The organism is Sodalis sp. RH15 (assembly GCF_047324255.1).
Classification (GTDB): domain Bacteria; phylum Pseudomonadota; class Gammaproteobacteria; order Enterobacterales; family Enterobacteriaceae; genus Acerihabitans; species Acerihabitans ligni.
Genome location: NZ_CP178738.1, coordinates 2,049,259 through 2,072,382, shown reverse-complemented (window position 1 = coordinate 2,072,382; position 23,124 = coordinate 2,049,259). Strand labels below are relative to the sequence as shown.

15 protein-coding genes are annotated in these 23,124 nt (G+C 56.5%); 5 read left to right on the top strand and 10 right to left on the bottom strand.

What is annotated here, in order from left to right; genetic code table 11:
- Positions 1 to 89 precede the first annotated feature (89 nt).
- From ihfB to serC, 5 genes are all read right to left on the bottom strand, one after another.
- Positions 90 to 377 carry an integration host factor subunit beta gene (gene ihfB, locus ACL2XO_RS09665; protein WP_132922646.1) on the bottom strand — a complete coding sequence of 96 codons (288 nt, stop codon included), beginning with the start codon at positions 375 to 377 and terminating at the stop codon, positions 90 to 92.
- 93 nt (positions 378 to 470) lie between these two features.
- Positions 471 to 2,147 carry a 30S ribosomal protein S1 gene (rpsA, locus tag ACL2XO_RS09660; protein WP_132922647.1) on the bottom strand — a complete coding sequence of 559 codons (1,677 nt, stop codon included), beginning with the start codon at positions 2,145 to 2,147 and terminating at the stop codon, positions 471 to 473.
- Positions 2,148 to 2,261: 114 nt separating this feature from the next.
- Positions 2,262 to 2,945, bottom strand: a complete 684-nt coding sequence (gene cmk / locus ACL2XO_RS09655) for a (d)CMP kinase (RefSeq protein WP_132922648.1) — start codon at positions 2,943 to 2,945, stop codon at positions 2,262 to 2,264.
- A 342-nt stretch (positions 2,946 to 3,287) separates the two neighbouring features.
- Positions 3,288 to 4,574 (bottom strand): 3-phosphoshikimate 1-carboxyvinyltransferase, encoded by a 1,287-nt coding sequence (gene aroA, locus ACL2XO_RS09650; protein WP_413742600.1) that lies wholly within the window; start codon positions 4,572 to 4,574, stop codon positions 3,288 to 3,290.
- Between the two features lie 101 nt (positions 4,575 to 4,675).
- Positions 4,676 to 5,761, bottom strand: a complete 1,086-nt coding sequence (gene serC, locus ACL2XO_RS09645) for a 3-phosphoserine/phosphohydroxythreonine transaminase (RefSeq protein WP_413742599.1) — start codon at positions 5,759 to 5,761, stop codon at positions 4,676 to 4,678.
- A gap of 250 nt (positions 5,762 to 6,011) precedes the next feature.
- Here serC and ycaO point away from each other — a divergent pair, with 250 nt between their 5' ends.
- The 5 genes from ycaO (at position 6,012) to ACL2XO_RS09620 (ending at position 14,457) form a co-directional block, all read left to right on the top strand.
- Positions 6,012 to 7,769, top strand: coding sequence for a 30S ribosomal protein S12 methylthiotransferase accessory factor YcaO (gene ycaO, locus ACL2XO_RS09640; RefSeq protein WP_413742598.1), 1,758 nt, complete (start codon positions 6,012 to 6,014; stop codon positions 7,767 to 7,769).
- Positions 7,770 to 8,272: 503 nt separating this feature from the next.
- Positions 8,273 to 9,130 (top strand): formate transporter FocA, encoded by an 858-nt coding sequence (gene focA / locus ACL2XO_RS09635; RefSeq protein ID WP_132922652.1) that lies wholly within the window; start codon positions 8,273 to 8,275, stop codon positions 9,128 to 9,130.
- Positions 9,131 to 9,186: 56 nt separating this feature from the next.
- Entirely contained in the window at positions 9,187 to 11,469 is a 2,283-nt protein-coding gene (pflB, locus tag ACL2XO_RS09630; RefSeq protein ID WP_413723787.1) for a formate C-acetyltransferase, read from the top strand.
- A gap of 197 nt (positions 11,470 to 11,666) precedes the next feature.
- Complete coding sequence (gene pflA / locus ACL2XO_RS09625; RefSeq protein WP_132922654.1) at positions 11,667 to 12,407, top strand: pyruvate formate lyase 1-activating protein; 741 nt, start codon at positions 11,667 to 11,669, stop codon at positions 12,405 to 12,407.
- 307 nt (positions 12,408 to 12,714) lie between these two features.
- Complete coding sequence (locus tag ACL2XO_RS09620) at positions 12,715 to 14,457, top strand: ABC transporter ATP-binding protein/permease (protein WP_132922655.1); 1,743 nt, start codon at positions 12,715 to 12,717, stop codon at positions 14,455 to 14,457.
- Between the two features lie 123 nt (positions 14,458 to 14,580).
- Here ACL2XO_RS09620 and ACL2XO_RS09615 read toward each other — a convergent pair whose 3' ends face one another.
- The 5 genes from ACL2XO_RS09615 to ACL2XO_RS09595 form a co-directional block, all read right to left on the bottom strand.
- The gene (locus ACL2XO_RS09615) at positions 14,581 to 15,726 is read right to left on the bottom strand and encodes an MFS transporter (RefSeq protein WP_413723785.1); all 1,146 of its coding nucleotides are present in this window, start codon (positions 15,724 to 15,726) and stop codon (positions 14,581 to 14,583) included.
- A 277-nt stretch (positions 15,727 to 16,003) separates the two neighbouring features.
- Positions 16,004 to 17,296: a serine--tRNA ligase gene (gene serS, locus ACL2XO_RS09610; protein WP_132922657.1), complete on the bottom strand. Its 1,293-nt coding sequence runs from the start codon at positions 17,294 to 17,296 to the stop codon at positions 16,004 to 16,006.
- A gap of 150 nt (positions 17,297 to 17,446) precedes the next feature.
- Positions 17,447 to 18,790, bottom strand: coding sequence for a replication-associated recombination protein A (locus ACL2XO_RS09605; protein ID WP_413742597.1), 1,344 nt, complete (start codon positions 18,788 to 18,790; stop codon positions 17,447 to 17,449).
- Between the two features lie 7 nt (positions 18,791 to 18,797).
- Positions 18,798 to 19,409 (bottom strand): outer membrane lipoprotein chaperone LolA, encoded by a 612-nt coding sequence (gene lolA / locus ACL2XO_RS09600; protein WP_413723784.1) that lies wholly within the window; start codon positions 19,407 to 19,409, stop codon positions 18,798 to 18,800.
- A gap of 166 nt (positions 19,410 to 19,575) precedes the next feature.
- Entirely contained in the window at positions 19,576 to 23,040 is a 3,465-nt protein-coding gene (locus tag ACL2XO_RS09595) for a DNA translocase FtsK 4TM domain-containing protein (RefSeq protein ID WP_413742596.1), read from the bottom strand.
- Between the last annotated feature and the right edge of the window lie 84 nt (positions 23,041 to 23,124).

Sequence of the window (23,124 nt, the reverse complement as noted above, 5' to 3'; positions counted from 1 at the left end):
CGTTATCCCTACCGCGAAAACAAAAAAAAGACACCCGAAGGTGTCTTATATGCGAGGTTTTCAAACGCGCTTATAGCATGATCTTTGCGTTATGAACCATAAATATTGGCGCGGTCGCGTAATTCCTTGCCGGGTTTGAAATGGGGGACGTATTTGCCTTCCAATTCCACTTTATCCCCGGTTTTCGGGTTACGTCCGACTCGCGGTGCACGGTAGTGAAGCGAAAAACTGCCGAAACCACGGATTTCGATGCGCTCACCGCTGGCGAGGGTGGTCGCCATATGTTCAAGCATCTCTTTCACCGCATCCTCAACAACTTTAGCCGGTATATGAGCGTGCTGGCCAGCAAGTCTTTCAATAAGTTCAGACTTGGTCATAGTTCCTCCAAGTTCGCGCACCCACCATCATCAAAGCGGCGCGCGACTCACTTAGCTACCGTCCAGGAGCGGCGATAAAACCGCTCCCCCTTATTATTCGCCTTTAGCTGCTTTGAACGCTTCGGCCATAGCGCTGGAGAAGTTGCCGGTATCTTCCTGCTTGGTATTCACAGTAGCGATAGCTTCTTTCTCGTCAGCTTCGTCCTTGGCACGTACCGACAGGCTCACAACGCGGTTTTTACGATCAACGCCGGTGAATTTTGCTTCAACGTCGTCGCCCACGTTCAGAACCAGTGTAGCGTCTTCAATGCGGTCACGCGAGGCTTCAGAGGCGCGCAGATATCCTTCCACGCCACCTGCTAATTCAACTGTAGCACCTTTCGCGTCAACTGCAGTGACTTTACCGGTAACAATGGTGCCTTTCTTGTTCAAAGACAAATAGTTATTGAACGGGTCTTCAGCCAGCTGCTTCACGCCGAGGGAAATACGTTCGCGTTCTGCGTCCACCTGCAGCACAACGGCGGCAATTTCGTCACCTTTCTTGTATTCGCGCACGGCTTCTTCACCGGCCACGTTCCAGGAAATATCGGACAGATGGACCAGACCGTCGATACCGCCGTCCAGGCCGATAAAGATACCGAAATCGGTAATGGACTTGATCTTGCCCTCAACGCGGTCGCCCTTGTTGTGGGTTTCGGCGAACTGCTGCCACGGGTTGGCTTTGCACTGTTTCAGGCCCAGGGAGATGCGGCGGCGTTCTTCGTCGATATCCAGCACCATCACTTCAACCACGTCGCCCACGTTGACAACCTTGGACGGATGGATGTTCTTGTTGGTCCAATCCATTTCCGAAACGTGCACCAGACCTTCAACGCCTTCTTCGATTTCAACGAAGCAGCCGTAATCGGTAAGATTGGTGACGCGGCCGGTCAGGCGGGTACCTTCAGGATAACGTTTGGCAATAGCGACCCACGGATCTTCGCCAAGCTGTTTCAGGCCCAGGGAAACACGGGTGCGTTCGCGATCGAATTTCAGAACCTTGACGGTGATTTCATCGCCGACATTGACGATTTCGCTCGGATGCTTAACGCGCTTCCAGGCCATATCGGTAATGTGCAGCAGGCCGTCCACGCCGCCCAGATCAACGAAGGCGCCGTAGTCGGTAAGGTTCTTGACGATACCCTTGACTTCCATGCCTTCCTGCAGGTTTTCCAGCAGTTGGTCACGTTCAGCGCTGTTTTCGGATTCGATGACCGCACGACGGGAAACGACGACATTGTTGCGTTTCTGGTCCAGCTTGATCACTTTAAACTCAAGCTCTTTGCCTTCCAGATGCAGGGTATCGCGTACCGGACGCACGTCCACCAGCGAACCCGGCAAAAACGCACGGATGCCGTTCAGTTCGACGGTGAAGCCGCCCTTGACCTTGCCGTTGATGATGCCGGTAACGGTAGCGGCTTCTTCGTAGGCTTTTTCCAGCATCAGCCAGGCTTCATGGCGCTTGGCCTTTTCACGGGACAGCAGTGTCTCGCCGAAACCGTCTTCCACTGCGTCAAGCGCAACGTCAACCTGATCGCCGACCTTGATTTCCAGTTCGCCCTGGGCATTTTTGAACTGTTCAATGGGAATGGCGGATTCGGATTTCAGTCCGGCGTCAACCAGAACGACATCTTTATCGATGGATACAACGGTACCGCGTACAATCGAACCGGGGCGGGTTTCGATTTCTTTCAGGGATTCTTCAAAGAGTTGAGCAAAAGATTCTGTCATATTTGATAATCTTCAGGTGTTTTTGATTAACGTCCATCCGGCATCCTGCTTGATGGGGTTGTTTTACACGCCCCGTTGCCGGTCCTTGCAACAGGGTATTTGATTCATGCACAGCTATGCTAACGCCAGGATCCGTCGGGAATGGCTTAACGCCTGGGCTATCACTTCTTCGATAGTCATACTGGTGGAATCCAGTACCAGCGCGTCAGGCGCCGGTATCAGCGGCGCCACCGGACGATTCCTGTCGCGGCTGTCCCGTTCTTTTATCTCGGATAAAAGGCGTTCAAAGTTAACACTAAAGCCCTTTTCCTGCAACTGCCGCATGCGTCGGTGCGCTCTTTCTTCCGGCGACGCGTCAAGAAAAATCTTCACCGGCGCGTCGGCGAACACCACCGTGCCCATATCCCGGCCGTCGGCGATAAGCCCCGGCGCTTCGCGAAAAGCGCGCTGGCGGCGCAGCAATGCCTCGCGGACCCGCGGAAAAGCGGCGATTTTCGAGGCGGTATTGCCAACGGTTTCAGTACGGATTTCCTGGCCGACATCTTCCCCTTCCAGCACGATTTCCAACTGCCCGTCCAGTACCTTGAAATGCACATCAAGGTGCGCGGCCAGAGGAACAAGGGTGTCTTCGGCACTGATATCCACTTGATGGTGTAATGCCGCCAACGCCAAAACCCGGTAAATGGCACCGGAATCGAGCAAATGCCACTGCAATGCTTCCGCCAATGCTTTACACAACGTACCTTTCCCTGCACCGCTCGGTCCGTCGATGGTGATCACCGGGACGACTGCTGCCATTGTTGTTTTCTCCTCTCAGCGGGAAACTTCATTTCCATAATAACGAAACGTCTTGTGGGACATTATACGCATCATTATGGAATATAGGTTACCCTTGCACGCGGCTAATCCAATAAGGAAATATCTTCCGCGCGTTGGCTCGATTGTAGTCTGCCCGCGCCGTTTCCGCGCGGACCGGCGGCAAGGAATATCCTTAAGCGGCCAAGCCGGCGACAGGATTGGCTCCGCGGGCAATCCGACAATTTCCCTACCCGCTTCCATTATGTTCCACGACTAACGGCCCAATGCGTCAGGGAGAGCCACGGGACAAAAAAGACCGTCATCCCTCCGCCGGACCGGCGTCTACTTCAGCGTGCTGATGGCCGCCAGCTGCTGAAAATAATCCGGAAAAGTCTTATGGGTGCATTTGGGATCGAGTATGGTGACCGGCGTATCGGATAAGGCTACCAATGAAAAACACATTGCCATCCGGTGATCGTTGTAGGTGCCGATTTCGGCGAACTTCAGCGTCTTGGGCGGGGTTATCTCGATGAAATCCTCCCCTTCCACTACCTCTGCGCCCACTTTGCGCAGTTCGGCGGCCATTGCCGACAGCCGGTCGGTCTCTTTCACCCGCCAATTATAAATATTGCGCAGCCGGGTGGTGCCGCCGGCAAACAGCGCGGTGGTGGCGATGGTCATGGCGGCGTCGGGAATATGATTCATGTCCATATCCACCGCATGCAGCTCGCCGCGGGTACACTCGATAAAATCATCGCCCCAGCGGATAACCGCGCCCATGCGCTCCAGCACATCGGCAAAGCGGATATCGCCCTGCACGCTGTTTTTACCGATGCCGGTCACCCGGACGGTGCCGCCGCGAATAGCCGCCGCCGCCAGAAAATAGGACGCCGAAGAGGCATCCCCTTCCACCAGATAATGCCCCGGTGAGCGATAGCATTCATTGCCTTTGAGGTAAAAAACCCGGTAATTTTCATGGCGAACCCGGATGCCGAAAGTTTCCATGAGGGCCAGGGTGATGTCTATATAGGGCCGGGAGACCAGTTCCCCTTTAATGCGGATTACCGTATCTTCCGCCGCCAGCGGCGCCGCCATCAGCAGGGCGGTGAGAAACTGGCTGGAAACAGTGCCGTCCACCTCGATCTCGCCGCCGCGGAAACCGCCCCGCAGGCGCAGCGGCGGGTAATTTTCCTGTTCCAGGTATTCCACCTCGGCGCCGCCCTGGCGCAGAGCATCCACCAAATGCCCGATGGGGCGCTCTTTCATGCGCGGTTCGCCGGTGAGCAGGATGTCATGCCGGCCCAGGCATAACATGGCCGCCAGCGGCCGCATGGCGGTGCCGGCGTTACCCAGGAACAGCTCCAGGGGCGCGGCGGCGGTCAGGGCATGCCCCTGTCCGTCAACCTCGCACTGCCGACGGTCGGCGCTCAGGCGGTAGGTGACGCCCAACGCCGCCAGGGCCGCCAGCATATGACGCACATCGTCGCTGTCCAACAGGTTGGTCAGCCGGGTGGTGCCGCGGGCCAGTGCCGCCAACAGCAAAGCACGGTTCGATACGCTTTTCGAACCGGGCAGGTTAACGATGCCGTTGATGTGCGCCACCGGTTGTAGGGTCAGGGATTCCTGCATGTGAAACACGTTCTCCAACAATTAAAAAATCAGCGACCCCGGCGGTAAGGTCGGGGTCGCAGGTTATTTCATTCTATTCGTACAGCGGAGGCCGCGAAAGATCAGCCGTGCCGCCGGGCGAATTCGGTCATAAACGCCACCAGGGCCTCAACGCCCGCCAGCGGCATGGCATTATAGAGCGACGCGCGCATTCCGCCCACCGCGCGGTGACCTTTCAGGGCATGCAAACCGGCGGCAACGGATTCCTCCAGGAACAGCTTGTCCAACGCCGCATCCGCCAGCAGGAAGGGAACGTTCATGCGTGAACGGTTAGCCGGCGCCACATCGTTACGGTAAAATTCGCTGCGGTCGATAAACCGGTACAGCAGATCGGCTTTCGCCTGGTTGCGCTGATCCATTGCCGCCAGGCCGCCCTGCGCTTTGAGCCATTTAAATACCAGGCCGGATAGATACCAGGCAAAGGTGGGCGGGGTATTGAACATGGAGTCGTTTTCCGCCAGCACCTGGTAATCCAGGACCGAAGGGGTTTCGCGCCGGGCCTTGCCCAGCAGATCTTCGCGCACGATAACCAGCGTCAGCCCGGCCGGACCGATGTTTTTCTGCGCTCCGGCATAAATCACGCCGAACCGGCTGACATCCAGCGGGCGGGAAAGAATGGTGGAAGAATAGTCCGCCACCACCACCTTGTCGCCGAAATCGGGTAATTCGTCGATGGCCAGCCCGTCGATGGTTTCATTGGGGCAGTAATGCACATACGCGCTGTCTGCGGAGAGCGCCCATTCGCCCATGGGCTTGACGGCACGCATGCCGTCAAGGCGGGTCTTCACGTCAATGACCCGGGGATCGCAATACTTGCGGGCTTCGGCCACGGCGCTGTGGGCCCAATAGCCGCCGTCGATGTAATCGGCGCCGGCGCCTTCCCCCAGCAGATTCAACGGCACCGCGGCGAATTGCGCGCGGGCGCCGCCGTGGCTGAACAGCACTTTATAATTATCGGGGATACTCAACAGTTCGCGCAAATCCTGTTCGGATTCCTTCGCCACCTCGATAAATTCCTTGCTGCGGTGGCTGATTTCCATGACCGACGTACCCAGTCCATGCCAGTCGCATAATTCCTGCTGCGCGCGCTGCAATACTTCCGCCGGAATCATTGCCGGGCCGGCGCTAAAATTAAAGACCTGATTCATTTCCCCTCACCACATTGACCGAAAACCGTTTGAACATCCGATGCCATCGTTTTTATCACTCGCATTCGGACGTCGCAACGTTTATTGACTCTCTTGCGCATTTTAGCCATCGACGCATTCGCGGCCGGAATATCAACCATACCATTCATAAGGCTGTTACGTTCGGCGGCGGTCTTTACAGAGAATACGTGGAGCCTGAAGGCAAAACACCGTATTATGCCGGTTTAGCGACGATAATAAAGTGAGCCTTATGACCCAGACATTTATCCCCGGTAAAGACGCCGCCCTCGAAGACTCCATCCAGCGATTTTATCAACAATTGTCGGCGCTGGGTTTTAATATTGAGGAGGCCTCCTGGCTCAACCCGGTTCCCCATGTCTGGTCAGTGCATATCCGCGATCGCGACTGCCCCCTGTGTTTCACCAACGGCAAAGGCGCCAGTAAAAAGGCCGCGCTGGCCTCTGCTCTGGGGGAGTATTTCGAGCGGCTTTCCACCAATTATTTCTTTGCCGATTTTTATCTCGGCCACAGCATCGCCCAGGGCGATTTTGTGCACTATCCCAACGAAAAGTGGTTTCCCCTGACGGCGGATGATACGTTGCCGCACGGCATCCTGGACGATCGGCTGCGGAATTTTTACGATCCCGACGGGGCGCTGCGGGCCGGCGCGCTGGTGGATTTGCAATCCGGCAATAAAGAGCGCGGCATCTGCGCCCTGCCGTTTACCCGGCAATCGGACCAGGCGGTTATCTATATCCCGATGAATATCATCGGCAATCTCTATGTATCCAATGGCATGTCGGCGGGCAATACCGCCAATGAAGCGCGGGTACAGGCGCTGTCCGAAGTTTTTGAACGCCATATCAAAAACCGCATCATCGCCGAATCCATCAGTCTGCCGCTCATACCCCAAACGGTACTGGACCGCTATCCCGGCGTTTTGGCGGCCATTAGCCGGCTGGAAGAGGAAGGCTTTCCCATTTTCGCCTATGACGCATCCCTTGGCGGCGAATACCCGGTTATCTGCGTCGTGCTGTTCAATCCCGCCAACGGCACCTGTTTTGCTTCTTTCGGCGCGCATCCGGATTTCGGCGTGGCGCTGGAGCGCACCGTGACCGAGCTGTTGCAGGGCCGCAGCCTGAAAGATCTGGATGTCTTTACCCCGCCTACCTTTGACGACGAGGAAGTGGCGGAGCAAACCAACCTGGAAACGCATTTTATTGACTCCAGCGGGCTTATCTCCTGGGATCTGTTTAAAGAGGATGCCGATTATCCCTTTGTGGATTGGAATTTCAGCGGCACCACCGGCGCGGAATTCGCCGCCATGATGGAGATTTTCCGGCGAAAGGAGGCAGAGGTCTATATCGCGGACTACGAGCATTTGGGCGTTTATGCCTGCCGTATACTGGTGCCGGGCATGTCCGATATCTATCCGGCGGAGGATTTATTGTTCGCCAATAACACCATGGCCGCCCATCTGCGCGACGAGCTGCTAAGCCTGCCGGAAAGCCAGTGGCCCCCGGAGCGGTATCTGGCATTTATCGAGCGGCTTGATGATGAAGGGCTGGACGATTTCACCCGGGTGCGTGAGCTGCTGGGCCTGGCCACCGGCCGGGACAACGGTTGGTTCACCCTGCGGGTGGGAGAGTTGAAAGCCATGCTGGCGCTCGCGGGAGGCGACCTCGAACAGGCGTTGATCTGGACCGAATGGACCCTGGATTTCAATAGTTCGGTATTTTCGCCGCAGCGTGAAAATTATTACCGCTGTTTGCAAACCCTCCTTCTGCTCGCCCAGGAGTCCGGCCGGGATCCAGCGCAGTACCGCACCGCGTTCGAACGCATGTACGGTGCCGCCACGCTTGCCAGCGCTAACGCCGCACTGCGGGGCAAGCAGTGCTTTGCCGGCCTGTTTACCATCGACGGCGATCTGCACGCGCTGCCGGCCCATCGCGCCCTACTGGCCGCCTATGAAAAATTGCAGTTGGCAAAACGCCGCTACTGGCGGTAGGATCCCGGAGCCGGAAAGATAAGCGCTACGCTCTTTTCCCCCCGCCGTTACGGTCCGGCGGGGGGAAGATAAAATAAATTTATCCGTCGTCACGGCGAGCGGGTGCAATAACCCTACATAAATCATGTCTTTATTTAGCGCCGATGACATTGAGCATTATCGCCGGGCGTTTGGCGAAATATAATGCTCGCCAAGGTTCCAATAAATAGTTTATTGTTATCGTGAAGTGAAATTTGGTTGTTTTTATTGCTCTGATGAAACATTGCGGCTATATGCGATGCTATTTCATAACGTTCATAAAAGTGCAAAAAATGCCGTTTTCAAATCTTTGTGTAATTATTAAACTTTATTTTTAACTTAAAAATCAATAACTTATAATTAATTTACCCCATTTCCCCTACCCGAAAGGCCGTTAAGTTCGGCCCATTATGATCCAAGTCAATTTTTGCACTATACTGCTTTGTTAGAATTACAACGTTTAATTATTCACCGAGAGAGTTAGTGTGAAAGCTGACAACCCATTTGATTTACTCTTGCCTGCCGCCATGGCAAAAGTCGCTGAAGAAGCCGGCGTTTATAAAGCAACCAAACAACCGGCAAAAACGTTTTTCCTGGCGATAACCGCAGGCGTGTTCATCTCCATCGCTTTCGCTTTTTATATCACCGCCACCACGGGTACCACCGCAATGCCTTACGGCATCGCCAAACTGGTGGGCGGGGTATGTTTCTCCTTAGGCCTGATGCTGGTGGTGGTGTGCGGCGCGGACCTGTTCACTTCCACAGTGCTGATTATGGTCGCCAAGGCCAGCGGACGCATCACCTGGGGGCAGTTGGCGCGTAATTGGATCAACGTTTACATCGGCAACTTTATCGGCGCGTTGTTCTTCGTGGCGCTTATCTGGTTTTCCGGGGAGCATATGGTCGCCAACGGCGGCTGGGGCCTGAACGTTTTGCAGACTGCCGACCATAAAGTGCATCACACTTTTATCGAGGCGGTGTGTCTTGGGATTCTGGCGAATTTGCTGGTCTGTCTGGCGGTATGGATGAGTTATTCCGGCCGCAGCCTGATGGACAAAATGTTCGCCATGATATTCCCTGTCGCGATGTTTGTTTCCAGCGGTTTTGAACACAGCATCGCCAATATGTTTATGATCCCAATGGGTATTGTGATTAAGAATTTTGCTGGTCCGGAGTTCTGGCAAGCCATTAACATGGCGCCCGACCAGTTTTCACATCTTACCGTAAGTAACTTTATTATCGACAACCTGATTCCGGTAACGATTGGCAACATCATCGGCGGGGGGTTACTGGTAGGGTTAACGTATTGGGTAATTTATCTGCGCGGTGGAAATAACCATTAATTTGGTCCGCCGTGAAGCCGGGTTTTAAGAAATCCACATTAGAAGGTAGGTATAAAATGACCGATCTGAACACAAAACTAGCCACTGCTTGGGAAGGTTTCAGCAAAGGCGACTGGCAGAATGAAGTCAATGTTCGTGACTTTATCCAAAAAAACTATACTCCTTATGAAGGCAACGAAGCCTTCCTGGCCGGTGCGACTCCCGCCACTACCGCCCTGTGGGCGAAGGTAATGGAAGGCATCAAAACCGAAAACCGCACCCATGCGCCGGTGGATTTCGATACCGATGTTGCGGCTACCATTACGTCCCATGACGCCGGCTATATCAATAAAAGCCAGGAAAAAATCGTCGGCCTGCAAACTGATGCACCGTTGAAACGCGCTATTATCCCGTTCGGCGGCATCAAGATGGTTGAAAGCTCCTGCAAAGCCTACGATCGCGAGCTGGACCCGCAGCTGAAAAAAATCTTCACCGAATACCGTAAAACCCATAACCAGGGCGTATTCGATGTCTATACTCCCGACATTCTGAAATGCCGTAAGACCGGTGCGTTGACCGGCCTGCCCGACGCCTACGGCCGTGGCCGCATCATTGGCGATTACCGTCGCATCGCGCTGTACGGTATCGACTACCTGATGAAAGACAAATTCGCCCAGTTCACCTCTTTGCAAAGCAAACTGGAAAACGGCGAAGACCTGGAAGCCACCATCCGTCTGCGTGAAGAAATCGCCGACCAGCATCGCGCTTTGGGTCAAATCAAAGAAATGGCCGCCAAATACGGCTGCGATATTTCCGGCCCGGCCACCACCGCTCAAGAAGCTGTTCAATGGACCTACTTCGGCTACCTGGCCGCGGTTAAATCCCAGAACGGCGCTGCAATGTCCTTCGGCCGTACTTCCACGTTCCTGGATATCTTCATCGAACGCGATTTGAAAGCCGGCAAAATCACTGAAGAACAGGCTCAGGAACTGATTGACCATCTGGTCATGAAACTGCGTATGGTCCGTTTCCTGCGTACTCCTGAATATGACGAACTGTTCTCCGGCGACCCGATTTGGGCCACTGAATCACTGGGCGGCATGGGCGTTGACGGCCGTACCCTGGTTACCAAAAACAGCTTCCGCTTCCTGAACACCCTGTACACCATGGGGCCGGCTCCGGAACCGAACATGACCATTCTGTGGTCGGAAAAATTGCCGATCAGCTGGAAGAAATTTACCGCCAAGGTTTCCATCGATACCTCTTCCGTACAGTATGAAAACGACGACCTGATGCGTCCCGATTTCAACAATGACGATTACGCCATTGCCTGTTGCGTAAGCCCGATGGTTGTCGGCAAACAAATGCAGTTCTTCGGCGCCCGCGCCAACCTGGCTAAAATGGTCCTGTACGCAATCAACGGCGGCATGGACGAAAAAGCCAAAATCCAGGTCGGTCCGAAAACCGCGCCGATTGCCGACGCAGTCCTGGATTACGATACCGTGCTAAACAGCATGGATCACTTCATGGATTGGCTGGCCAAGCAGTATGTCACCGCGCTGAACATCATTCACTATATGCATGATAAATACAGCTACGAAGCATCGCTGATGGCCCTGCATGACCGTGATGTCTATCGCACCATGGCTTGCGGCATCGCCGGTCTGTCCGTCGCCGCCGACTCACTGTCCGCCATCAAGTACGCCAAGGTCAAACCGGTACGTGATGCTGAAGGCATGGCCGTTGACTTCGACATCGAAGGCGAATACCCGCAGTTCGGTAACAACGACTCCCGCGTCGATGACATCGCTTGCGACCTGGTTGAACGTTTCATGAAGAAGATTCAGAAACTGCCGACCTACCGTGGCGCTGTGCCGACTCAGTCCATTCTTACCATTACCTCTAACGTGGTTTACGGTAAGAAGACCGGTAACACTCCTGACGGACGTCGTTCAGGCGCGCCGTTCGGACCGGGTGCCAACCCGATGCATGGTCGTGACCAGAAAGGCGCTGTCGCTTCTCTGACCTCCGTTGCCAAACTGCCGTTTGCCTACGCGAAAGACGGTATTTCTTATACCTTCTCCATCGTGCCTAAAGCACTGGGCAAGGATGACGACGTACGTAAAGCCAACCTGGCAGGTTTGATGGACGGTTACTTCCATCATGAAGCCGGCGTGGAAGGCGGTCAGCATCTGAACGTCAACGTGATGAACCGTGAAATGCTGCTGGCGGCCATGGAACATCCGGAAGACTACCCGAACCTGACCATCCGTGTGTCCGGTTATGCGGTACGCTTCAATTCATTGACCAAAGAACAGCAGAAGGACGTTATCACCCGTACCTTCACGGCGTCGATGTAATTTCCCTCACCGTCTGAAAAGGCGTAAAATAAAGGCTCCACGAAAGTGGGGCCTTTTTATCACCTGCACCGGGTGATTGTCAGCACGTTCAGGCGAATATGCTTTGGCTGAAAGCGCTACTTTAAGCAGATAAGCAGCAGATAAACAGAGTCGTTCAGCCAAAACACACTTCCTGCAAAGATGGAGAAAACCCCGCAATGTCAGTACTTGGTCGCATCCATTCGTTTGAATCCTGCGGTACCGTCGATGGTCCGGGCATTCGTTTTATCATTTTCTTCCAGGGCTGCCTGCTCCGTTGCCTCTATTGCCACAATCGCGACACCTGGGATTTGCACGCCGGACGCGAAATATCCGTTGAGGAGATCATGAAAGAGGTGGTCACCTACCGGCACTTTATGAATGCTTCCGGCGGCGGCGTCACCGCGTCCGGCGGCGAGGCGATTTTGCAGGCTGAATTCGTGCGCGACTGGTTTCGCGCCTGCCATGCCGAAGGCATCAATACCTGCCTTGACACCAACGGCTACGTGCGGCGTTACGATGAGGTCATTGACGAACTGCTGGACGTGACCGACCTGGTGATGCTCGATATCAAGGAAATGAACGACGATATCCATCAAAACCTGGTGGGCGTTTCCAACCACCGCGTGCTGGATTTTGCCCGCTATCTGCAAAAGATCAACAAACGCACCTGGCTGCGGTATGTGGTGGTGCCCGGCTGGTCCGATGATGATAAATCGGTGCATATGCTGGGTGAATTCACCAAGGATATGGCCAATATCGAAAAAATCGAATTGTTGCCCTACCATGAGCTGGGTAAACACAAATGGATAGCCATGGGTGAAGAATATAAGCTCGAAGGAGTGAATCCTCCCACCACGGAAACCATGGAGCATGTAAAAGCTATTTTGGCCGGGTACGGCCATAAAGTGATGTATTAACTGCTGCCCCGCCGCTGCTCGTGATATACCCTGAATAATTCGAGTTGCAGAAAAACAACCTACCTGCAACTTGAAGTATGACGGGTATAATAACGTATTTTCAGACCGTATCTTTCTCCGCCCTGCCGGGACAGCTTTCGGCAGGGCGGGTGTTCTGCCTGGTTATCCGTCCCTTCCCCGCTTGCCTATTGTCAATAAAGCGCCTGTACATTACATGTTTACTTACCAAACTGGCCTATTTTTTCCAGAGAAGTTTCCAGTGATGACGTATTATGATGGCTTTGGCAATTGAAATGATCGCTAACATATGAAAGCAGCAGAAATTAAAACCGCGCACTGGCGGGAAGTGTGGCAGTTGATAAAGCCCTTTTGGCGTTCCGAGGAAAAGTGGCGTGCCTGGGGAATGCTGGCGGTGATTGTTATCCTCTCTTTAACCACGGTGTATATCAGCGTTCTTTTTAACCAATGGAACCGGGTATTTTACGATGCGCTGCAGAATAAAAATTTCCCGGTATTCAAAAGTCAGCTTATCTATTTTACCTGGCTTGCGCTGATATTTATCGTCATCTCCATCTATAAAATCTACCTGACCCAGGGCCTGCAAATGTATTGGCGGCGCTGGATGACCCGGCAATATATGGATAAGTGGTTACAGCACCACGTCTATTACCATACCGAACAGCAACAGACCGTTGATAACCCCGACCAGCGTATTGCTGAAGATTTGAATGCCCTTACCAGCGGCACGCTGTCGCTGGCGCTGGGTTTGCTTTCAAGCGTCGTGACATTTGTCTCTTTTATTTCCATTCTCTGGTCGGTAAGCGGTCCCATCTCCGTTACCCTGAGCGGCCATCTTTTCACGGTGCCCGGTTATATGGTGTGGTTTGCCATTTTATATGCCGGACTGGGATCGCTGCTGATATGGAAGGTCGGCCGGCCGCTGGTACGTTTGGGTTTTGAGCAGGAAAGATTTGAGGCGAATTTTCGTTTCGGACTGATCCGTATCCGTGAAAACAATGACGCCATCGCCCTTTACCAGGGCGAGCCGCGGGAAGCTAAACAGTTGGACGGCAGGTTTGAAGCCATTCGCGCCAACTGGTGGTCCATTATGCGCGTCAGCCGGCGGCTGAACGTGGCCAGTAATTTTTACGGCCAGTTTGCCATTATCTTCCCGATTCTGGTGGCGGCGCCGCGTTATTTCTCCGGCGCCATCCAGCTCGGTACTCTGATGCAAATTTCCTCTGCGTTTGGCGAGATTCAAGGGGCGTTGTCCTGGTTTATCGACGCCTTTAACCAGTTGGCCAGCTGGAAGGCCTGCATTAACCGGCTGGCGGGGTTCAACGCCGCGGTGGAACGCCACAGCAGCCAGAATACCGACATCGTGCGTCAGCCAACCGCGGGGGAGGCGTTGGCATTGACGGATTTGACGCTCACCATTCCCACCGGGCGGGCGCTGTTCCATGGGGCGACGCAGTCCATTGCGCCGGGTGAGAAGGTGTTGATAGTGGGTCCGTCCGGCTGCGGTAAGTCTACGCTGCTGCGCGCCATTGCCGGTATATGGCCTTATGGTTCAGGGGGTATTGGTTTGCACAGCGGTATGAAAGTGCTGTTTTTGCCACAGCGCAGCTATATTCCCATCGGCAGTTTGCTGGGGGCGCTGTGTTATCCGGAAGCGCCGGATCATTTCAGCCGGGAGCAGATGCTGTCGATGCTGGATGAATGCCAGCTGGCCCATTTGCGGCCTATGCTGGATAAAGAATTGAACTGGAGCCATTGGCTGTCTCCCGGCGAGCAGCAAAGGCTGGCATTTGCCAGGGCGCTGTTGATCAAGCCGGATATTCTGTTTCTGGATGAGGCCACCAGCGCGCTGGACGATGAGAATGAGCAGCTGATGTACCGGCTCTTGACGGAAACCTTGCCGGACGTGACGCTGGTTAGCGTGGCCCATCGTAACAGTGTCGCCCGCTATCATACGCGCTGCTTGCGTTTTGAACGTCAGAACGCGGAGGATTGCGCGGTGCTTAATCGCAGTGAATTGCCGGCGGCATAGCGCCGGCGCCTAATCGGGCGGGCGGTAAAACTACGCCCGCTTCGACCACAAGGCGCGCTTTAACACGCTTGGTTTAAGCTTCAGTGATTGCGGGCCTGCACGCCAAGGCCGTTTGTCACTTTATCAGGCGGTGGTGACCGGCGTATGGTGCCTATCCGCTTTGCGCAGCAGCATCACCAGATAAATCAGGGCTACCCCGGAGATGATAACAAACAGCCACTGATCCGAATAGCGCTGCATCAGTATGGCGGTCATGCTCGGGCCCGCCAGGCTGCCGATGGTGTAGCTGAGCAGCAGGGCTTGGTTCATTGCCACCAGTTCATGGGTGGGCACCTTTTCACAGGCCCATGACATGGCCACAGGATAAAGGGTGAATCCCGAGCAGCCCAGCAGGAACAGCGCGGGAACCATGGCGGCGTCGCTCAGCATAGACAGGCTGCCGATAATGACCATAAATACCTGTACCCGCAATACCATCAAGCGCCCGAAACGGTCCGCCAGGCGACCTACCGGCCATTGTCCGACGATACCGGCGCTCACCAGCAGCGCCATCCAGTATCCCACCTTGCCGTCGCTCAGTCCCTGGTGTGACAGATAGAGCGGCATCAGGCCGTAAAGCGACCCGAGCACCACGCCCGAGATGATGCAGCCGTTGATGCCCAGGCGGGCATTGCGGCGCAGCAGCATCGGCCAGACCGGGGCACGGGGGGACTCGGTGCCCTGTCCGTCTATGCGGTTGAACAGCAGCGGCAGCACCGCCACGATCATCAGGGCGGTTACCCAGGGCAATACCGACATCAAGGCGGTGGATACGCCGCTCAGCAGCAATTGGCCGATGACCGTGCCCATGTAATAGACCATCATATAAGCGGCCAGCAGTTGTCCGCGGGTGCGTATCGTACCCCGGCGCATCAGGGCGCTTTCCACCACCACCCAAACCAGCGCACAGGCGACGCCGGCCACAAACCGGCAGAGCAGCCAGCTGCCGAAATCGATGGTTAAGCCCAGCCCGAGGGTGGCAACGGCAAAGAGTACGCAGGAGAAGTGATAGCTGCGGTTAAAGCCGACCCGTTTAATCAGCGTGCCGGCCAATAGGGTTCCCACCAGATTACCGGTGAAATAGGACGACCCCACCAGCCCGATTTGCCAGGTAGGCAGCGACTCATGGGACAGCCACAGGGGCACCAGCGTATTGAGCACGGCGATGGAAACGGTCAACGACAACAGCCCGGTAAGCAACATCACCACCGGGCGGGAATAGACGGACATAGGATGGAAACCGGACTCAAAATGCAGAAATTGTGCGCATCATGCCACTACGGTATTAAAAGTCAATGCGGCTAAATTCGCGTCAGCATTTTTTGCAATAGCCGTTTTATTCCGGCAACCGCGCGCCATATCGCAAAGGAACAAATAGCGGCAAGGATGGTGCTTGCGGCACCGCGGGATATCGGGGGACAAAGAGAGCGACGGCGGTCGAAACAGGCAGGGGATAGGCTGTTAGCGCTTAATCACGGCCATCGTTCACGATGGCCGTTAGCCTGCATCAACCGATATGGGTCAATCCTTTCATATAGGGCACCAGCACCGCCGGTATTTCGATCCGGCCGTCCGCCAGCTGGTAGTTTTCCATGACCGCCACCAGCGTACGTCCCACCGCCAGGCCGGAGCCGTTGAGGGTGTGTACCAAACGCGGTTTTTTATCCTCTTTGCTGCGATAGCGGGCCTGCATGCGGCGGGCCTGGAAATCGCCGATATTGGAACAGGAGGAAATTTCCCGGTAGGTATTCTGCGCCGGCAGCCACACTTCCAGGTCGTAGGTTTTGCAGGATGCGAAGCCCATATCGCCGGTACAAAGCAATATTTTACGGTACGGCAGGTTCAGCAACTGCAGGACCTTCTCCGCATGGGCGGTGAGTTCTTCCAGCGCCTGCATGGAGTTTTCGGGTTTCACCACCTGCACCATTTCAACCTTGTCGAACTGGTGCATGCGGATGAGACCGCGGGTGTCGCGACCGTAGGAACCCGCCTCGGAGCGAAAACACGGGGTGTGGGCGGTCATCTTGAGCGGCAGAACGTCTTCGTCGAGAATTTCGTCCCGCACCAGATTGGTCAGGGGAACTTCCGCCGTGGGAATCAACGCATAGGCGCTGGTCTCGGCTTCTTCACTGAGGGGCTGGGTATGGAACAAATCTTCGGCGAACTTCGGCAGTTGGCTGGTACCGTACAGTGAAGCATGGTTCACCAGATAGGGCACGTAGGTTTCAAGATAGCCATGCTGCTCGGTGTGCAGGTCCAGCATGAACTGCGACAACGCCCGGTGCAGATGGGCAATCTGCCCTTTCATGACCACAAAACGCGTGCCGGTCAGTTTCACCGCGGCGGCGAAATCAAGCCCGTCGGACATTTCACCCAAAGCCACGTGATCGCGTACCGGAAAATCATACTGCCTGGGTTCGCCCCAGCGGCTGATTTCCTGGTTATCGTTTTCGTCTTTGCCGAAGGGCACCACGTCATCGGGAATGTTGGGTATGGACAACGCCATGTCGCGGATACTATTTTGCAATATATCCAGTTCGGCCTTGGCGGCGTCCAGGCGCTCACCCAGAAGATTCACCTCCTGACGCAAAGGCTCGATATCTTCTCCACGGGCTTTCGCCGCGCCGATCGATTTGGATCGGGAATTGCGTTCGGCCTGCAGCGTTTCGGTTTCTACCTGCAACACCTTACGGCGTTCTTCATATTTACGCAGAGTATCGACATCCAGCTTGAAACTTCTGCGAGCCAGTTTCTCGGCAACCGCGTCCAGCTCATTACGCAGTAGATTAGGATCGAGCATGCTAGTCCTGTGCTTGTTGTTGTTAAATTGACAGCCGTCAAAGTGAGAGTTGTCAAATTTATATCAGATTGATGTTTAAGACTTCCCGCGGCCTTTTCGGGCTGTCGCGGCAACCCATTTATTCCCGCTCACCTTACCGCAACAGGCTGTTTATCGGTAGCGTTTTGTTGGGCTATTTTGATCCTGTGCGTCAAGCCAGGCAAGCTTTTCAGCAATCTTCGCCTCCAGTCCGCGGGTGCTGGGATGGTAGTAGCGCGTGGCGGCCATTTCCGGCGGGAAATAGTTCTCACCGGCGGCGTAGGCGTTAGGTTCGTCATGGGCGTAGCGATACTCCGCCCCCAGTCCCATCTCTTTCATCAGCTTGGTGGGGGCGTTGCGCAAATGCGCCGGCACGTCGAAATCGGTGTTTTCCCGAGCATCCTGCATGGCGGCCTTGAAGGCGGTGTATACCGCATTGCTCTTCGGCGCGCAGGCCAGGTAAACGATGGCCTGGGCAATGGCGCGCTCGCCCTCCGCCGGGCCGACCCGGGTGAAGCAATCCCAGGCGGCAAGAGCCACCTGCATGCCGCGGGGATCGGCGTTGCCCACATCTTCGGAAGCGATGGCCAGCAGGCGGCGCGCCACGTAAAGCGGATCGCCGCCGGCGGTGATAATGCGCGCGTACCAGTAAAGCGCCGCATCGGGAGCCGAACCGCGTACGGACTTGTGCAGCGCGGAGATCAGATCGTAATAGCGATCGCCTTTGTTATCAAAGCGGGCGCTTCGTTCGCCGGAAACCTCCTTGAGCAGCGCCGGAGTTAAAATCCGCTTGCCCAGGGCATCGGGTTCGGCCATATCGACCATCATTTCCAGGCTGTTCAATGCCCGCCGGGCATCGCCATTCACCCACTCCGCCAGCATGTGCCTGGTTTCGTCCGGCAAAACGATATTCTGGCCGCCGTAGCCCCGCTCGGGATCCGTCATGGCCTGGGACAGTACCGTCTCGATATCTTCGGCGGTGAGTGCCTTGAGCAGATAGACCTTGGCCCGTGATAACAGCGCGGAGTTCAATTCAAACGAGGGATTTTCGGTGGTGGCGCCGATAAAAGTGATGGTGCCTTCTTCCACATGGGGCAGGAAGGCATCCTGCTGGCTTTTATTGAAACGATGCACTTCGTCCACGAAGAGGATGGTGCGGCGTCCGGCGTCCCGGTTGAGGCGCGCGCGCTCGATGGCCTCGCGGATTTCCTTGATGCCGGAAGTGACCGCAGAGACACGCTCCACGTCCGCGTTACCGTAGCGGCCGATGAGTTCCGCCAGCGTGGTTTTACCGGTGCCCGGCGGTCCCCACAGGATCATGGAGTGCAATTGTCCGTTCTTGATAGCTCTCGGCAACGGCTTGCCGGGCGCCAGCAGGTGCTGCTGACCGACATACTCTTCCAGGGTGGCGGGACGCATGCGCGCGGCCAGCGGCTGGAACTCGTTGCGGGAAAAATCAAGGGACAGATTGCTCATGCTCACCTCATTGACGCTGATCGTCCACCGTCACGCCTTTGGGCGGTGTGAAGCGGAATTTAGCGGCGTCTATCTGGCCGTTTATCTGGCTTTTCAGTTGATAGGCGCTGCGCTGCCCGTCCTGCTCGACGGCGGTGAAACCGTTAATGGTGCCGCCGGTATTTACATTGATAGTAAACTGCTTCAAATTTCCGGCAGCGGATTTGGGCGTCAGCTCAAACACATCGCCCCGCTGTTTGACGTTGTATTGACGCCAGTCATCCGGGCTGTTGCGGGTTATCAGCATAAACGGGGTATTCCCGGTGCTGTTTTTCAGCCAGGTGGCGGTGACCTGTTCGACAAACGGATTATAGAACCATAAGGTTTTGCCGTCGGAAATCAGTACGCTTTCATCCGGCGAGGTCATATGCCAGTTAAACAAATTGGGCCGCTTGACCCACAGTTCGCCTTCCCCTTGCTGTACCGAACCGCCTTCGGCGCTGGTGACGGTTTGGGTAAAGCTGGCATGGAAGCTGTTGACCTGGTTCAGGCGGCTTTGCAATGTCTGGGCATCGTCGGCCAACGCCGGCAGCGAAACCATGGCGCTCAACAGACAGGCGGCAAACAACCGTATTTTCATTATAGATATCCCTTGAAAAAAGAAAGGCGTGGCAAGGGCTTTCTCGGCCCCTCCCGCCTGTTACGACTCACTCTATCGGAGAAACGATGATAAGGCATAGGATAATACTCTGAAATCGTCACCGTTTTACGCATCTTTGCACAGGGGCCGCAGACAGCAGTTACCGTTATTCCCCTGACTGCTGCGCCAGGACCTCGCGGTTGCCGTTATGCCCCGGCGAACTGACGATACCCTGCAGCTCCATTTGCTCGATAATCCGGGCGGCGCGGTTGTAGCCGATGCGGAACTGGCGCTGCACGCCGGAAATCGAAGCCCGGCGTTTATCCACGACAAACTGCACCGCCTGATCGAACAGCGGATCCAGCTCTTCATCGCCGTCCAGGCCGCCGGCGCCGGCCTCACCCTCTTCGCCTGCGCTGGTAATGCTGTCGATATACTGCGGACGGCCGCGCGCTTTCCAGTCGCTGACCACCGCGTGCACTTCCTGGTCGCGCACGAACGCGCCGTGGACGCGGACCGGTATGGATGAATTGGGGGCCATATAAAGCATATCCCCCATGCCCAGCAGGGACTCCGCGCCGGACTGGTCGAGAATGGTGCGCGAATCTATCTTACTCGACACGGTGAATGCGATGCGGGTAGGGATATTGGCTTTTATCAAGCCGGTAATAACGTCCACCGAGGGGCGCTGGGTAGCCAATACCAAATGGATACCGGCGGCCCGGGCCTTTTGCGCCAGGCGGGCAATCAGCTCTTCCACTTTTTTGCCCACCGCCATCATCAGGTCGGCGAACTCATCCACCAGCACCACGATATAGGGCAGCTTTTCCAGCATGGGCGGCGACATCGCCATGCCGTCGCCGGGCTTCCAGAACGGATCCGGCACCGGCCGGCCCATAGCCGCCGCCTGCTCGATACGCTCGTTGTACCCGGCCAGGTTACGCACCCCCAGCGCCGACATCAGCTTGTAGCGGCGCTCCATTTCACCAACGCACCATCTCAGCGCGTTGGCGGCGTCCTTCATGTCGGTGACCACTTCCGTCAGCAGGTGCGGAATACCTTCATACACCGACAGTTCCAGCATTTTCGGGTCGATCATGATAAAGCGCACTTCTTCCGGCGTCGCTTTAAACAGCATGCTGAGGATCATGGCGTTGACCCCCACCGATTTACCCGAGCCGGTGGTGCCCGCCACCAGCAAATGCGGCATTTTCGCCAAATCGGCAATCACCGGCTGGCCGGCAATGTCCTTGCCCAGCACGATGGCCAGCGGGGACACCGTTTCGCGGAACTTGTCACAGTCCAGCACTTCACGCAGATACACCGTCTGGCGACGCTTATTCGGCAGTTCGAGACCGACGTAAGGCTTGCCGGGAATCACTTCCACCACGCGCACCGCCACCGCGGACAGCGAGCGCGCCAGATCCCGCGACAAATTGGAGATCCGCGCCGCTTTTACCCCCGGCGCCAGATCCAGCTCAAAACGGGTAATCACCGGCCCGGGGGAAATGCCCACCACGTCGGCCTTCACCCGATAATCAGCCAGCCTGGCTTCCACCAGCCGTGCGGTCTGCTCCAGGGCGAACATATCCACCGGTTCATCCTCCAGCGGCGGCGAGGTCAGCAAATCCAGCGTCGGCAGCGGCGTGGTGGGTTTTTGCACCGGCTGTTCATTACGCATCAGGAACGGGTGGATCAGGCTATCCATTGCCGGAGGGGCAGTTGCGGCTAAGAGCGTGCCCGCTGCCGGCGGGGTAACCGCCGCGCCGGTATGCCCGTGTCCCGCCGGCGCTATCTCGTCGTCATCAGCCGCATAGGGGGCCGGGAGGTTCTCGTCTTCGTCGGGGTTTGCCGCCGCGTGTTGATCCGCATAACGGGACGGCAGGGTGAACAGCGGCGCTGCCTGAGCATCGTCCGTAGAATCCGCCACGGGTGAAAAATTGAAGTCCCCATGACGCTGTAGATCGATATCCGCCTTGGGCGATAACGGCGAGGCCGCCACCGGCCGGTCCGGCGATTGTGCGTCGTTTTCCTCGGCGTAGCGCTGATCCTGCTGGCGTTTGAATTCGGCGGCCAAACGCTGCTGTTCCCATTCCGCCTCTTCGTCCGCCTCGGCGCCGTCACTGCCGTAGCGCTGGGCCTGCTGCGCCATGAACGCCTGGTGCAGTTCCACCTGCTGGTGGGCCTGTTCATCGTCGGATAGCGCCGGATGGGATTTGGCCGCGTCGCTTTGCGCCAGGCCATGGGTGTGGTCCGCGGCCCGCTGCGACGGCAATTTGATGCCGTATGACGCCAGTTCGCGCCGCGTCGGGATCCGCACCGGGTTCGGGCGCGGCAGCTCGGGGCCGATGCCTTGCTTGACCTGCGGGTTGCCATCGCTGATGGCGCTGAAGGCGGGCATAAAGGTCAGCGAGGCGGCGCTGTGATCCACCGGCACGGCGCCCTCGCCAGGCAATTGTCCGCTGCTTTGCTGCCCCACGCTGAAATCATAGGGGGTATGGGCGCTATCCTGGCTGGCGGCCAGCCAGTTGCCCATCCGGGGACCGTCGTCGTCATCGGCGAAGTCACTTTGCGCGGCGGGAGGAACGGACTGGCCGCCCGGAAGCTCAAAGCGGTATTGCGGTACGGCCTCTTGCGCCGCCGTCACGGGGGCTGCGGTTGACGGCGCGGCGGGAACAATAGCCTCCGGTGTCTGAAGCGCGGCGCTCGTCCGGTCGCCTGGCGCAATAGCGGCCTGCCCCGCCAGCGGTGCGGCGGCGAAAGAGACATCAGGGGCCGCAAGCGCGGCGTTCGCCGGCCCGGCTTGCGCACCGGCCGCCGGCGCAGCGATATCCGCACCGGCGGCCGGCATGGCCACCGCCGCCGCGCTGCCGGCATCCGTCACGGCGCGCGGGGAGAACAGCGGATCGCTGCCGTCCTCACCCTCCGCAGGCCGGTTGCTCGATGCCGTAGCGGGATTATCCCCCGCCTCATCCTCGTCCTCATAGTCCTCATCGTAATACTCTTCCTCGCGGCGGGAACGATTAGACATAAAAGTCAGGCTGCCCAGCAGCACGCCGCCGATTTTTTCAGCGATCGTCAGCCAGGACCAGCCGGTGAACAAGGTCAACCCCGCGGCCCAGACGCACAGCAGCGTCAGCGTGGCGCCGATACCGTTGAACCAGGGTGACATGGCGTTGTCCAGCAGGCTGCCAATCACCCCGCCGGAAGCGAAATAATAGAGATCGTCCACATTGAGCGCGGCCAGGCCGCAGGAGGTCAGTATCAGCGCCAGGGTGCCGATAAGGCGCAGCGCCAAGGCAAAATAATCCACATAGTCCTGCACCTCCCGCTGACGGAAAGAGTTCCAGCAGAAGATCAGCATAATCGGCGGCAGCGCGTATGCCAGCACGCCGAAGGTGAAAAACAGCGTATCGGCAAACCACGCCCCAACGCCGCCCCCCAGATTATGGATAGGCCCATGCCAGGCCGTTTGCGACCAACTGGGATCGGACGGATCGAAGCTGACCAGGGAAATCATCAAATAGAGGGCAAAAATAGCCATGACTATGAGGACGGCCTCGAGTAACCTGCGGCCGCTGCTCATTTTTTTTAACGTAACGTCTTTATCTTCTGTATATTCCTGGCTCAAGAAAGGCTCTCCAGGTTTCTCAACCGGTATAACAACAGCGCCGACGTGCTGGCCGGCGCCGAGACTGTATGAATCCACAGGAGT